The organism is Chitinophaga pinensis DSM 2588 (genome assembly GCF_000024005.1).
Taxonomy (GTDB): Bacteria; Bacteroidota; Bacteroidia; order Chitinophagales; family Chitinophagaceae; genus Chitinophaga; species Chitinophaga pinensis.
In genome coordinates, this window is the sequence record NC_013132.1 from 8,249,695 (window position 1) to 8,263,407 (window position 13,713).

General features: G+C 46.1%; 12 protein-coding genes and 3 tRNA genes. 9 read left to right on the plus strand and 6 right to left on the minus strand.

Annotated features, from left to right (window positions below):
- Together CPIN_RS32520 and CPIN_RS37300 are read right to left on the minus strand one after the other, a co-directional pair.
- Positions 1-741, minus strand: a complete 741-nt coding sequence (locus CPIN_RS32520; RefSeq protein WP_012794143.1) for a lysophospholipid acyltransferase family protein — start codon at positions 739-741, stop codon at positions 1-3.
- Positions 742-806: 65 nt separating this feature from the next.
- The gene (locus tag CPIN_RS37300; RefSeq protein WP_012794144.1) at positions 807-1,262 is read right to left on the minus strand and encodes a DUF4258 domain-containing protein; all 456 of its coding nucleotides are present in this window, start codon (positions 1,260-1,262) and stop codon (positions 807-809) included.
- A gap of 110 nt (positions 1,263-1,372) precedes the next feature.
- On the opposite strand from CPIN_RS37300, the gene mtaB reads away from it, so the two are divergent.
- The 5 genes from mtaB (at position 1,373) to CPIN_RS32550 (ending at position 4,488) form a co-directional block, all read left to right on the plus strand.
- Positions 1,373-2,650, plus strand: coding sequence for a tRNA (N(6)-L-threonylcarbamoyladenosine(37)-C(2))-methylthiotransferase MtaB (mtaB, locus tag CPIN_RS32530; RefSeq protein ID WP_012794145.1), 1,278 nt, complete (start codon positions 1,373-1,375; stop codon positions 2,648-2,650).
- A gap of 227 nt (positions 2,651-2,877) precedes the next feature.
- Positions 2,878-2,952 (plus strand) — tRNA-Val (locus CPIN_RS32535).
- Positions 2,953-2,982: 30 nt separating this feature from the next.
- Positions 2,983-3,057, plus strand: a tRNA-Val gene (locus tag CPIN_RS32540).
- 98 nt (positions 3,058-3,155) lie between these two features.
- Positions 3,156-3,230, plus strand: a tRNA-Val gene (locus tag CPIN_RS32545).
- A gap of 262 nt (positions 3,231-3,492) precedes the next feature.
- Positions 3,493-4,488, plus strand: coding sequence for a methylenetetrahydrofolate reductase (locus CPIN_RS32550; protein WP_012794146.1), 996 nt, complete (start codon positions 3,493-3,495; stop codon positions 4,486-4,488).
- 147 nt (positions 4,489-4,635) lie between these two features.
- On the opposite strand, the gene CPIN_RS32555 is transcribed toward CPIN_RS32550, so the two are convergent.
- A complete protein-coding gene (locus CPIN_RS32555; RefSeq protein ID WP_012794147.1) occupies positions 4,636-6,795 on the minus strand; it encodes a cation:proton antiporter in 2,160 nt (719 codons plus the stop codon).
- Between the two features lie 163 nt (positions 6,796-6,958).
- Here CPIN_RS32555 and CPIN_RS32560 point away from each other — a divergent pair, with 163 nt between their 5' ends.
- On the plus strand, positions 6,959-7,267 hold the full coding sequence (locus CPIN_RS32560) for an ATP-dependent Clp protease adaptor ClpS (protein WP_012794148.1): 309 nt from the start codon (positions 6,959-6,961) through the stop codon (positions 7,265-7,267).
- Positions 7,267-7,911, plus strand: a complete 645-nt coding sequence (aat, locus tag CPIN_RS32565; RefSeq protein ID WP_012794149.1) for a leucyl/phenylalanyl-tRNA--protein transferase — start codon at positions 7,267-7,269, stop codon at positions 7,909-7,911. The genes CPIN_RS32560 and aat overlap by 1 nt, the downstream gene beginning before the upstream one ends.
- 54 nt (positions 7,912-7,965) lie before the next feature.
- Here aat and CPIN_RS32570 read toward each other — a convergent pair whose 3' ends face one another.
- Entirely contained in the window at positions 7,966-8,889 is a 924-nt protein-coding gene (locus CPIN_RS32570) for a hypothetical protein (protein ID WP_044220243.1), read from the minus strand.
- Between the two features lie 135 nt (positions 8,890-9,024).
- Here CPIN_RS32570 and CPIN_RS32575 point away from each other — a divergent pair, with 135 nt between their 5' ends.
- Entirely contained in the window at positions 9,025-9,690 is a 666-nt protein-coding gene (locus tag CPIN_RS32575) for a metal-dependent transcriptional regulator (RefSeq protein ID WP_012794151.1), read from the plus strand.
- A gap of 120 nt (positions 9,691-9,810) precedes the next feature.
- A complete protein-coding gene (locus CPIN_RS32580; protein WP_012794152.1) occupies positions 9,811-11,688 on the plus strand; it encodes an Nramp family divalent metal transporter in 1,878 nt (625 codons plus the stop codon).
- A gap of 224 nt (positions 11,689-11,912) precedes the next feature.
- On the opposite strand, the gene CPIN_RS32585 is transcribed toward CPIN_RS32580, so the two are convergent.
- Together CPIN_RS32585 and CPIN_RS32590 are read right to left on the minus strand one after the other, a co-directional pair.
- Positions 11,913-12,653: a LytR/AlgR family response regulator transcription factor gene (locus CPIN_RS32585; RefSeq protein ID WP_012794153.1), complete on the minus strand. Its 741-nt coding sequence runs from the start codon at positions 12,651-12,653 to the stop codon at positions 11,913-11,915.
- Positions 12,631-13,689, minus strand: coding sequence for a sensor histidine kinase (locus tag CPIN_RS32590; RefSeq protein WP_012794154.1), 1,059 nt, complete (start codon positions 13,687-13,689; stop codon positions 12,631-12,633). The genes CPIN_RS32585 and CPIN_RS32590 overlap by 23 nt, the downstream gene beginning before the upstream one ends.
- Between the last annotated feature and the right edge of the window lie 24 nt (positions 13,690-13,713).

Genomic DNA, 13,713 nt, shown 5'->3' on the forward strand with positions numbered 1-13,713 from the left:
TTATACAGTAGCCTTCAATTCTTGTTCCATAATGTTAAATACCTGCTGTTTAAGGGCTGGCAGGTCTTCCATTGTCAGTCCGGCGACAGGAACAGGCGGCAGGTATACCACACGACAGCGACCAGGATTCAGATTGAACCCTTTGGCGTGCAGGCGTTTACCATTATCCAGGTACAGGACTGGCTGGATAGGTGTCTGTGTTTCGATGGCTATACGGAATGCGCCATTATGGAATGGCTGTAAAAGTGAGTCAGTTTCGTTGGTGGTACCTTCGGGGAAGATCAGGATGGAAACGCCTTCTTTGATAACGGAGATCATTTCACGAACGCTGCGGGCACGGGCCTTGGCATCAGAGCGGTCTACCATTACGACGGACTGGCGGTAGATGTAACCGAAAGCCGGAATACGTTTCATTTCGATCTTACCCAGCGGACGGAAAGGAAGTCTCATCACCTGCACGGCGAGTGCAGCGTCCAGGTAGGAACGGTGATTGACAACATACAGGTATGGTGTCTTGTCCTTTTTGTCATGTTTATAGATCCGCTTTACCATGATCCCCACGGCCGGGAACCAGGTATATGACCAGAAGCGCAGAAAATAGAATATGATATTTCCCCCCTTGATTCTTCCCAGGAATGACGCCAGAAAGATTGGCGGGATAATAAGGAACATGATAACAAGGAACACGATAGCGGCGTATATCATATACACCACATGTAACGGCTTGAGCAATAACTTCATAATAATGCCAGTCTCTGTTTTAGTCTGATGCAAGCCGGAAAATTACAGTATACATATGGAAATACCTAATTACAGCTGCAGGACCAATCCTTATCAAGGTCGATACAGGTAACTACGCTGGTGGTGTCTTCGCAAGGTGCGAATACTACGCGGAGATGCTGGCCTTCTTCAGAATAGCCTTCAAGTGCATAGGTGGGACATGGTTCGTCCTGGGGATTCGATTTTTCGTTATTGACACTGCCGGTTTCCAGTATCCCAACTACTTCGGCTTCCGTCACATGACGGCATTCCATACGGCATCTGGCGTGCCGGGTGTACTTGAGTGGTGCATGACGGTTAAGTCCTGCAGGTGTCTTTTCGGTAATCTTCTTGTCCCTCTTGTCTGTTGTGGCGATACTCGTGTTATTGTGTGCAGTAACGCGTGGTTGACGTTGCGGCCCTTTCCACCATTGTTGTTGCCAGGCGAGCCACAACAACAGTGTTAATAACAACATAGGTATATACTTACCCTTAGATTTCATGGTCATGCTCTGTTACGAATACATTCAGCATTGCTCGTGCCGGACGGCAATCTAGTACAATTTTAGCAATATAACCAGTATAAAAAAAAGGTGCTACCTTTGCGCTCCTTATGACAACAGGTAAAAAAGTAGCATTTCATACCCTCGGCTGTAAGCTGAACTTTTCAGAAACCTCCTCTCTGAGCAGGCTGCTGGAACAGGATGGTTTTGTGAAAACAGATTTCGAGGAGCAGGCGGATGTGTATGTGATCAATACCTGCTCTGTTACCGAAAACGCTGATAAGGAGTGCCGTCACCTGGTACGCCGTATCCAGCGGAGAGCGCCGGAGAGCATGATAGTGATCACCGGCTGTTATGCACAGCTGAAACCAAAAGAGATCGCTGAGATCGAAGGCGTTGATCTCGTACTGGGGGCCGCAGAGAAGTTCAATATCGTGGACCATCTGAAAACCCTCACCAAAGGCGACAGTGCGAAGATCTGCTCCTGCGACATCGAAGACGTCAATACTTTCCATGCCTCCTATTCGGTAAACGACCGTACCCGCACCTTCCTGAAGGTACAGGACGGCTGTGACTATACCTGCTCCTTCTGCACCATCCCGATGGCCAGAGGTAAAAGCCGTAGTGACAGTGTTGCCCGCGTAGTAGAACATGCGCATTCCCTGGCGGCTTCCGGTGTAAAAGAGATCGTTCTGACAGGTATCAACCTCGGCGATTTCGGGAAAGGCCTGGAAGGCGGTAAGAAAAGAGAAGAAACTTTCTTTGAACTGATACAGGAACTGGACAAAGTGGAAGGCATCGAGCGTTACCGCATCTCCTCCATCGAACCCAACCTGCTGAGTAATGAGATTATCGAATTTGTGGCCAACAGCAAACGCTTCATGCCGCATTTCCATATTCCTTTACAGAGCGGCAGTAATGATATACTGGGACTGATGCGCCGTCGTTACCGTCGTGAACTGTATGCTGATAAAGTAGCGCTGATCAAACAGTTTATGCCACATTGCGCCATCGGCGTGGATGTTATCGTTGGCTTCCCGTCCGAATCAGACGCGCATTTCCAGGAAACATACGACTTCCTGCACGGACTGGATATTTCCTACCTGCACGTATTCACTTATTCAGAAAGAGCCAATACCAGTGCACTGGACATCACCCCGGTGGTGCCTGTCAACATCCGTAACGAGCGCAATAAAATGTTACGTAACCTGAGCCATAAGAAACAACAGTACTTCAACGAACAGCATGTAGGTGAAACCAGGAAGGTATTGTTTGAAAAACATGGTAAGGACGGTATGATGGAAGGCTACACCGACAACTATATTAAAGTCACTACGCCTTATCGCCTGGAATGGACCAATCAGCTGATTGAATGGGAACTGAAGTAATGTATTTTTTAATACGTTTACACTGATAAGGTTCCTGCAATAACAAAAAAGTTCTTAATTTATTATTTCAATAGAATCCTTTTCTGCAAAGGATTTGAGAGCATTCATACTTTATAGCCAATTCACTTTTTGATAATTATTCATTAAAAAAATTTGGCAGAATGAAAATACTTTCTACCTTTGCAATCCCATCAGACAAAAGGACTGGTGGTCACGAAGAAAAGAATGGGAGTTTAGCTCAGCTGGTTCAGAGCATCTGCCTTACAAGCAGAGGGTCGATGGTTCGAATCCGTCAACTCCCACTCAGTTACTTTTAAATTTCTTTTTCTTCAGGGAGTTTAGCTCAGCTGGTTCAGAGCATCTGCCTTACAAGCAGAGGGTCGATGGTTCGAATCCGTCAACTCCCACCCAGAAGCTTCATCAACAGGATGATGCTTTTTTTTTGACAAAAATGTTTCCGCTGTATAGCGGTCCTTTCAGGGAAACCTGGTAGTAGAAAAGAGAAGGGAGTTTAGCTCAGCTGGTTCAGAGCATCTGCCTTACAAGCAGAGGGTCGATGGTTCGAATCCGTCAACTCCCACATAGAAAGCTTCATCGTAAGATGGAGCTTTTTCATTTTTAATACCCTCAAGCGTGGGGTTAATTAAGAATTAGAAATTAAGAAGTAAGAATTGCTTAGCCTTCCTCATTCAAAACTTCATTCACTTTATAATTTTCCCGTCAACGTCCCCCCAGTAGGCATTTTCACTAAATCGTAGCCGTTATCAACAGCTTTAACTCTTAACTGTTAATTGTTAATTTCTTATTCCTATCTTGCACTGTTTTTAAAAAACCGCCACCCAATGGGCCATACGCTTGCTGATAAAATTAAATCGGGACATTCAAGACTTGTTTTTTACAGCCTTACGCCCCCAAAAATAACTACCAACCAGGATAGAATAGCTGAAATCGCACAGGCACAAGCTGAACGTATCAGCGCGCTTGATATCGATGCACTGATCCTCTATGATATCCAGGACGAAACCACCAGGACTGAACAGGAAAGAACATTCGCTTTTATTCCGACTGTACTGCCGGAGCAATACAGCAGGGATTATTTTCATCAGCTGAAAGTTCCCCGTATCATCTATAAAAGCATTGCCAATCTGAATGATGCGCAGTTTAAGCAATGGTTAACTGACAATGGCGACATACAGCACTCCGTGTTTGTAGGCGCTTCTTCCCAGCAACAGATCGAACAAACCAACTTCTCCCTGTCAGATGCTTATGCCCTCAGACAACAACATGCACCTGAGCTGCTGATCGGTGGTGTGACCATCCCGGAACGCCATGCGAAAAAAGGAGATGAACATGTCCGGCTTTCCAATAAGATGGAACAAGGTTGCAGCTTCTTTGTATCACAGTGCGTGTATAACGTGAATGATACCAAAGACGTGTTGGCAGATTATTACTATCACTCCCGTGAAATCAGTCAGACGCCTGCACCGATTGTCTTTACGCTGGCTCCCTGTGGTTCACTGAAGACATTACAGTTCATGGAATGGCTGGGTATCAAAGTACCGAAGTGGCTGTACAATGACCTGAAACATTCTAAAGACATCTTACAGGCATCTATAGACACCTGCCTCCATGTAGCTTCAGAATTGCTGGAATATGCAGACAAAAAGAACATGTCTATCGGCTTCAATATCGAAAGTATTTCTATCAAAAAAGACGAAATCAGCGCTTCTATCGATCTGTTGGACCAGGTACTCAAATTAAGTAAACAGTCCTTAAAAATGGCGCCGGAAAGGGCATCAGGAAAGGTGGTGGAAGCAGTAAGGATGCCACACTATTAATTAGGAATTAGGAATTAATAGCAATGATCTTCAGATAAACTAAAAGAGGCGTCCATTTTACCGGATGCCTCTTTTAGTTTATAATGACTGCTACGATCTCCGCTGCATTCAATTCTTAATTTTTAATTCTTAATTCCTAATTTCTCTCTACCTTTTCCCCTTCAATATCCTCCTTACCGCTTTCCCCAGTTTATTCAGATTCGCCAGCTGTTCCTGGATAGGCGCGAGTGTAAGATCTTCTGGTTGCACGCCTGCTTCAATATAATCGATCTCCTGTTGCTCCGGATAGACCAATACAATGTTATGCGCAGGGAAATGACGGCTCAGGCGTCCCGGCATACCGTCCAGGTAAGGACGATGAGACAGTGTACCCTTACGGGCAGCTACTACCATTACCAGGTCATTCTTCGTGATATCTTTCGCCAGCAAAAGCAGTTCTTCGATATTATCAAACTGTTTGAAGTTGATCTCTATGCTGAGTTTAAACTGTTGCAGATAGGCTTCTATGGCTTTTTGTGTATTGGTGTTACAGCAGATCATCAGCTTCGCTCCTATCTGTTTACTGAGCAGGAAGATCTTTTGAATATAATGCAGAAAGCCGATTTCGTATTCCGCATTCTTTGGCATCACCAGCACCAGTTTTTTAGTAGCGTTGAGCGGGTAATGGAAATCGCATACATAGATCGTTTCCCATACACTCTGTAACACGTTGTCCAGCGTAGTACCGAAGATGGAACCAAACAAACGTTCTGTCGTGCTGTTATTCTTATCTGTCCAACCCAGCACCACATCTGTGATCATCAGTTCCTTTGCGGCTCTCGCAATACCATCCGATACGTTCAGGTCAATACGGGTCACTGCCTGTACCTTACTTTCTGTTGCACCAGCATACATCACAGCAGCTTCCATGATCTTGTTAGTCAGCGGTATTTTCTGCTTCGCTTCTTCATCATCCTGTACGACTGCCAGTGGATAAATAGGCGTGTGCGTATCCGGATCTTTGATCATCAGGGCAAAGTCAAGCAATGGTTCCATATGCCCCTGACGGGAGATCGGTACCAGTAGTCTTTCCGATGTATCTTCTGCTGCAGGCTTACGTTCTGCTTCTATGATGGCCAGTTTACGACCTGCGCTCTCTGTTACAAAAGAACCGGCCAGACAGGTAATCAGGATCAGCACGACTGTACCATTCAGCACATGTTCATTGATGATACCCATGTTAAATCCGATCAGTATTACGGCGATCGTTGCAGCTGCATGTGAACTGCTCAGACCAAAGATCACATTACGTTGTGTGGGTGTATACCGGAAACTCAGTTGCGTAAAGTATGCTGCAAGGTATTTGCTGACAAGCGCCATGACTGTAAGTACACCGGCTATCAGCAATGCTTCCGGCCCCTTGAGCAATACCCGCAGATCTACCAGCATCCCCACGCTGATCAGGAAGAAGGGAATGAATATCGCATTACCGGTGAACTCAATTCTGTTCATCAACGGAGAGGTATGCGGAATCAGCTGATTCAATGCAAGTCCTGCCAGGAAAGCCCCGATAATCCCTTCCACTCCTGCCAGTTCCGCAAGAAAGGCGGCCAGAAATACCAGCGCCAGCACGAAGATGAAGTGAGAGGTTTTATCGTCTTTGATCTTTTTGAAAAACCAGCGTCCTATCATCGGAAAAATCCAGAGAATGATCGTGGCAAAGACTACCAGTGAAACGGACAAGCGGACCCAGAACTGTGTATTCAGGTTGCCGGCAGCAGCCCCCGTGATGATCGCCAGTATGACCAGTACGGCAGTATCAGTAATAATCGTCCCTCCTACCGCTACGGTTACCGCTTCGTTTTTGGTAATACCTAAACGGCTGGCCAGTGGATAGGCGACCAGTGTATGCGTAGCAAACATGCTGGAAACCAGCATCGTAGCCATAAAGTTGAAATGCAGCACATACATGCAGACGACATATCCTAAAATGAGCGGGATGAAAAAAGTAAAGGCGCCGAATACCAGACTACGGTTGCGGTTCTTTCTGAACTCAGTCATGTCTAGCTCCAGTCCTGCGAGGAACATGATGTATAAGAGACCTGCCTTTCCAAACAGGTCAATACTACCTTTCTCGATGATCTTGAACCCGTGATCCCCGATCGCCATACCTGCCAGGATCAGCCCGATTATACTGGGAATACGGAACTTACGGAGGATAATCGGTGCTAACAGGATGATAAATAACACCAGTGAGAAAATCGGAACAGGGTCTTTCAGTGGTAGACTAATGTTTATCAATAATTTCATGCCGTTCAATACATTCATAACCTAACTTCTAATGTTTACAATAATAGCAATTCTCGCCCAATGCTCCCCGATAATGTTAAATATGTGATTTTCATATGCATCTGCGCTGCATCGCATTAAAACATTCCTATTTAATTTAACGATTATTAAGCGTAGTTTTGTGGAAAGTTTTTACCGGATTATGAGCCAGCGTAATCAAACAGGCACGAAGATTCAAGAATGGGAAGACGTATTGGTAGCTGAAGACGAACAGTTTCCCTTCAGCCTTATCGTTTGGAATGATGAGGTTAATACATTTGACTGGGTGATACAATCCCTGATCGAGGTATGTGACCATACTCAGGAACAGGCTGAACAATGCGCTCTGATCATTCACCACAACGGTAAGTATGCCGTGAAGCAGGGCGAATTCACCCGCCTTCGCCCGATGTGCGAAGCCCTGCTGGACAGAGGCATCAGTGCTACCCTTGAAGAAGCGGTAGAAGGATAATGCCCGTATTTGAGCTTTCAGAAGATTTGATTTTCCCGCCTGTCGATCTGGCTGAGCCGGATGGATTGCTGGCCTATGGCGGAGACTTATCCGAAGAGCGCTTACTGCTCGCCTATAGCGAAGGCATCTTTCCCTGGTATGATGAACCACCTATCCTCTGGTGGAGTCCCGATCCCAGATTCGTATTATTTCCTGAAGATTTAAAGATCTCTGCCAGCATGAAACAAGTGCTGAAGAAGGGCATATTCACTATTACGGTGAATAAAGACTTTCCCGCAGTTATTGCAGGTTGCAGAAAAGTACCCCGCCGCGGACAAGACGGTACCTGGATCACCCGGGATGTGGAAAAAGCCTATATCTCTTTGCACAAAGCAGGTTATGCACATTCCGTAGAATGCTGGCAGAACGATCAGCTGGTAGGTGGTTTTTACGGTATTCAGCTGGGAACCAGCTTCTTCGGTGAATCGATGTTCTCGCTTGTCAGCAATGCCTCTAAAGCAGCCTTTATCACCTTTGTACAATATGCCGCCGGCAAAGGTATCACCCTGATTGATTGTCAGGTGTATACCGATCACCTGGCCTCACTGGGCGCCGGAATGATACCAAGAGAAGAATTCCTCCGCATCATCAGAAATGATCAATAAAAAAACTCCGCCCTGTTGGTACAAAGCGGAGTCTGTTACTATACTAATCTGTACTTACTTTGCTTTTTTCTTCGCGTAACTTCCCTCAAAGAAACAACGCACCCCCCTGTAAGCGCCACAACCGCCGATCTCTTTGATACTCACTCTGCCGGAAGCAAACTGAAACGCGATACCACAGTCAGTCTCCTTATCTTTGTACTCGCCTTTGTTAGCGCCGGTGAAATGCCCCGTACCGGATAATTCTCCTTTACAGCCTGTCTTGTTAGAGAATGAAATAAAGAACAGGAAAGACTTAGGATCATCGCCATCACGTACGGACACCAGACTGTTTTCACCGCTTACATAATCACCGGAGAGTTTATGTGCAGCTTTCAGTGTATCTATCGGATTGAACAGCTGACCAGCTCCAGGATCGCCGCTGGTATTGGTCATGATCAATGTCGTACTGCCATTGTCAGATACACCAAAGAAATCTTCACGGGTGGATCTATGACCAGGTTCCAGTTCCCGCTCGTTGGTTACCTTGATGACCTGACGGGTATCTATGGAGAAATAAAATACATCGCTTTTATCAGCCACCTTCCCTGCCGGCAGGCGGTTCAGGTAATGACCTTTTTTATCCAGGAAGCATATATAAGCTGTAGTCAATGATTTACCCACGGCTTTCACCACAAAGTAATTCACAGCAGCACCATCAACCGCAGCCACAGGGTAAAACTTAACCGTCGCTCCCTCCGGGAAATCTGATTTTCCCAGGGTATCCGTCAGGAACTGTTTCAGTACTTCCGGAGAGATACCGGCAGTATCCGATTTTTTGTTCGCCAGCTCTTCCGGCATCAGTTTATAAGGCAGTTTAGCCTCTGCAAACAGGTGACGGAAGTCTTCAAATGTGAAGTCATCCTTCCCTGATTTGTTCTTTTTGGAACCACATCCGGCCAGCAGACCGATAGTCAGCAGCGCTAATACCAGCTTATTCATGCGTATATGCTTGTTTATTACGGCCGAAAAGTTAGAGAAAAAAATGATATGATCAAAATAAGGACATCCCTTCGACCGTTGCGTTTGCATTTCTGGCAATATTTATTTAGATTTACCTAAACTTTATTTTAAGGAATGATGAATTTGACGATTGCTGAGGAGAACTACATTAAGTCGATTTATAAACTGGAGGAAGAAGGACAGGAGGCGGTAAGCACAAACGCCCTGGCCGGCGAACTGGAAACCAAGCCGGCATCTGTGACAGATATGGCGAAGAAGCTGAAAGAAAAGAAGCTTATTTCTTACGAAAAATACCAGGGTATCAACCTGACCCCTGAAGGTAAAAGAGCGGCGCTGAATATCATCCGGAGGCATCGCCTCTGGGAATGCTTCCTGGTTGATAAATTATCATTCAGCTGGGAAGAAGTGCATGAACTGGCGGAAGAGCTGGAACATGTACGCAGTGAGAAACTGATCAACCGTCTCAGCGAATTCCTGGGAAATCCGCAGATAGATCCTCATGGCGATCCTATTCCTGATGCACAGGGCAAAATGGGTAAGCCACGTCCGCAAACGCCGCTTGATAAAGCCAGGGCTAAACGCCTGGAAGTCGTGGCTGTTTCTGATAAATCAACCGCATTACTGGAGTTCCTGAATGCCAAAGGCATCCGCTTAGGCACACAACTGGATGTCATAGAGCGTTACGAATTTGACAACTCTATCGAACTGAAAATACGTAACCAGCCTGCCTTCACTATCAGTGAACAGGTATCAAAAAATATAATGGTCAAACCGATATAACGCAGTCCGTAGCGGCCGCTTACAGCCCACCGGAATACATGGGGACAGACTAAAAAATTCAACCTACACTACCGGTATATCACCGGGTAACCGGCCAGCAGACTGCATAACAGCTAAAATATGAATCATCAGCACACTTCGTTAGGCGAAGTCCATCAAAGCGTAGATACTACCGTTCCCAGCACAAGCCGCTGGCGTAAACTGCTCTCTTTCTTCGGACCAGCATACCTTGTCAGTGTAGGTTATATGGACCCGGGCAACTGGGCAACTGACCTGGCAGGTGGCAGCCAATATGGTTATACCCTGCTCTGGGTACTGCTTATGAGTAACCTCATGGCCCTGCTGCTGCAAACACTCAGTGCCCGTCTGGGTATCGTAAGAGGACGTGACCTGGCACAGGCCAACCGCGAAACCTATCCTGCCGGCGTTAACTTTATACTCTACATACTGGCTGAAATCGCTATTGCTGCCACTGATCTGGCAGAGGTACTGGGTATGGCCATCGGTATACAACTGCTGACCGGCCTCCCCTTAGAATGGGGTGTCAGTATTACTGTATTCGATACCTTCCTGCTGCTGGTTTTACAGCGTTATGGCATCCGAAAGATGGAAGCCTTCATTATCGCATTGGTAGCCATCGTAGGAATCTCTTTTCTTGTAGAACTATTTATGGCCAAGCCGGTATTAAGCGAGGTCGTAACAGGCTTTAAACCGGTTATTCCTGACAATACCGCCCTGTATATCGCTATCGGTATCATAGGCGCCACCGTCATGCCGCATAACCTGTACCTGCACTCCGCACTGGTACAAACCCGTAAGATCAAAAGAGATGAACAGGGTATCAGACAAGCCTTGAAACTGAACTTCATAGACAGCGCTGTCGCGTTGAACCTGGCCTTCTTTGTGAATGCCGCTATTCTGATACTTGCCGCGGCTGTATTCTTTAAAACCGGCCGTACTGATATCGCAGAAATACAGGACGCACATCAGTTGTTAGAAGGATTATTGGGTAATAAATGGGCGCCTGCCTTATTCGCGATCGCATTGATCGCTGCTGGTCAGAGCTCTACCGTAACAGGTACCCTGGCTGGTCAGATCGTGATGGAAGGTTACCTGCAGCTGCGTATCAATCCATGGTTGCGCCGTCTGCTGACACGCTTGCTGGCCATCGTACCGGCCCTGCTCGTGATCATGCTGGCTGGTCCTGAAAAGGTAGGCGAACTACTGGTATTTAGTCAGGTATTGTTAAGTTTACAGTTAGGCTTTGCTATCATCCCGCTTATTCATTTTGTGAGTGATAAAAAGACGATGGGTACCTACGCCGTAAATACACCCGTGAAAATTATCAGCTGGATCATCACTGCCGTACTGGTATATCTCAATACCCGTATGGTCTTTACAGAGGCGGTAAAATATATTGGCGGCGATGGGAACATCCTGGTGGATATCCTGATCATTGCTGCGGGAATAGGCTTCCTTGTACTGATCGGGATCACGGTAGCTTATCCGCTGATCAGCCGTTATCAACAGAAAACATCTGCTGGTATTCATAGAACGCCTGACTTTGCCCTGGGTGATATTCAGCCGCCTGTTTACCAGCGTATCGCACTTGCGCTTGACTTCAGTAAGGATGATGAAAAGATCATTTCCAATGCACTCGCACATGGTAATCCACAGACAGAATACCTGCTGATTCATATCGTAGAAAGTGCTTCTGCCAGATACCTGGGAAGAGAATCCGACGACTTTGAAACCAGAAAGGACAAAGAGCAGATGGACGCTTACATCAGTCTTCTAAGCGCCAGAAACATACGCGCCAAGGGCCTGCTTGGTTACCGTCACCGTGCAGAAGAAATTGTGCGTATCGTAAAAGAAGAAAAGGCCGATTTCCTGATCCTGGGTGGACACGGACACACTGGTATTAAGGACTGGATCTATGGTGAGACAACCAACCAGGTGAGACATAAGGTAAGAATACCGGTGCTAGTGGTGCAGTAGTCAATTAGGAATTAGGAATTAGGAATTAGGAATTTAAGGCTGCGGAGATCGCAGCAAAATCACTATAAAAAAAAAGAGGCGTCCTGTTATAACAGACGCCTCTTTCGTTATTTGAAGACTGTTAACTTTTAATTCCTAATTCCTAATTCTTAATTCCTAATTGTTAAAAGAAAGGGAAAGACCATTAAGATCCTTCCCTCTTCTCCTGAAAAAAGCAATATATCTTACAATCCCAGTGATGCTTTCAGCCTGGGATAACCTGTCTTACTAACTGGTACTTTCGCACCCGATTTCAATATAGCCAGATGATTTTCTTTTTCATATGGCTCGATACGCGTCACCTGATTTACATTGAGCATATAAGAGCGGTGTACGCGGGCAAACTGTTGCGGGTCCAGCGATTTCTCGAAGAACTGCATTGTCTTATTTTTAAGGAAGGTACCTTCCGGTGTAACGATCTTTACATAATCATCTGCTGCTTCGAGATAGTGTATATCCTGTACAGGAATGATCTTGATCTTACCGTTGATCTTTACGACTACCCTGTTACTCTGCATAGGAGATGCACCTGCTGTGTCCAGCAAAGCGGCAGTCTGCTGCATTTCATCTGCTACACGACGGTCCAGCCATTTGGAGACTGCTTTATCAAAACGTTCTTTTGAAAAAGGCTTCAACAAATAGTCGATGGCATTCACTTCAAATGCGCGGATGGCATGTTCTTCAAAAGCAGTGGTGAATATAACCGCGGGCAATGATTCCACGAGTTCCAGCATTTCAAAGCCATTGATTTTGGGCATCTGTACATCGAGAAAAATGATATCGGGTTGTTGCTGCTGTATGGCTTTCAATCCTTCAAAACCATCTCCACACTCCTGCATCAGTTGTATCTGAGAGAAGGACTGGAGATATTCTTTTACAATCTCACGCGCCAGGGGTTCATCATCAATTATTACTGCTTTTATCATATAGTTGCGGCACTTTAATCAGGGTGGTAAAAATGTTTCCGTTTTTATTTGTTTCCAGCAGGTCCTGTCTTCCGAAGAGCAGGTAAAGTCTGCGTTGGATAGATGCGAGCCCGAAACCAGTGCCGGCAGGCGCCTGCAATTCGGGATCAAAAGGATTCTGCACCTGTATATGTAGCATATCGTCTGACTGCCATGCATTGATCGCAATCGTGATAGCATCTGTTGTATCGTATAGTCCGTATTTGATGGCATTTTCCACTACAGGTTGCAGCAACATAGGCGGCAGCTTGAGTGTTGCGGCGCTGTCTCCGGCAGTGATATCGGTGGACAGGCGATGCCCGAAGCGGACTTTTTCTATGTCGAGATATAATTGCAGGTACTGCATTTCTTCCGGTAACAGTATCCATTGCTGGTCTTCACGTTTCAGGGTACCACGCAGGAAATCGCTTAGCTTCAGTACCATTTCCCTTGCCTGCTGCGGGCGCAATGCGATCAGTGCATTGATAGAGTTCAGACTGTTGAACAGGAAGTGTGGCTGTAATTGCTGTCTTAGTTTGAACAGCTCTGCTTCCCTTGCCAGGCGCTCTATTGCTTCTTTACGTGCCAGTTCCTGTTCCTGCTCTGCCATATCGTACCACATCAGTGTTTTCATCCCGATGAAAATAACGATCAGCCATCCATTGATAAATCTGATGGGGATTGCGAAGAACAACCAGTGCTGATAGTAGGGCGTGGAAGCAAACATTTCACCCATTATCCAGAAACAGCCGCCTACCCACAGAAAGGTCAGCACCGAGCAGTAGATCAGCAGGAAGATATATTTACCTTTTGCCGGTCTGTAATGCGATAAGCTGAAACACACGCCCACTCCTGTCAATGCAAGCGTTACGTTGTGGATAACGCTGTCTGTCCATGCGATGCTATCGCTGATGTTGAACCAGCATATCAGCAGATAGGCCTGTACGACGGTCGCGACGTAGGTTGCCACTATTAAGGTCCATCTGAATGATTTATTTGCCAGTAGATGATTTGCCAAGGAGTACGGAATAAGAATGAAAAA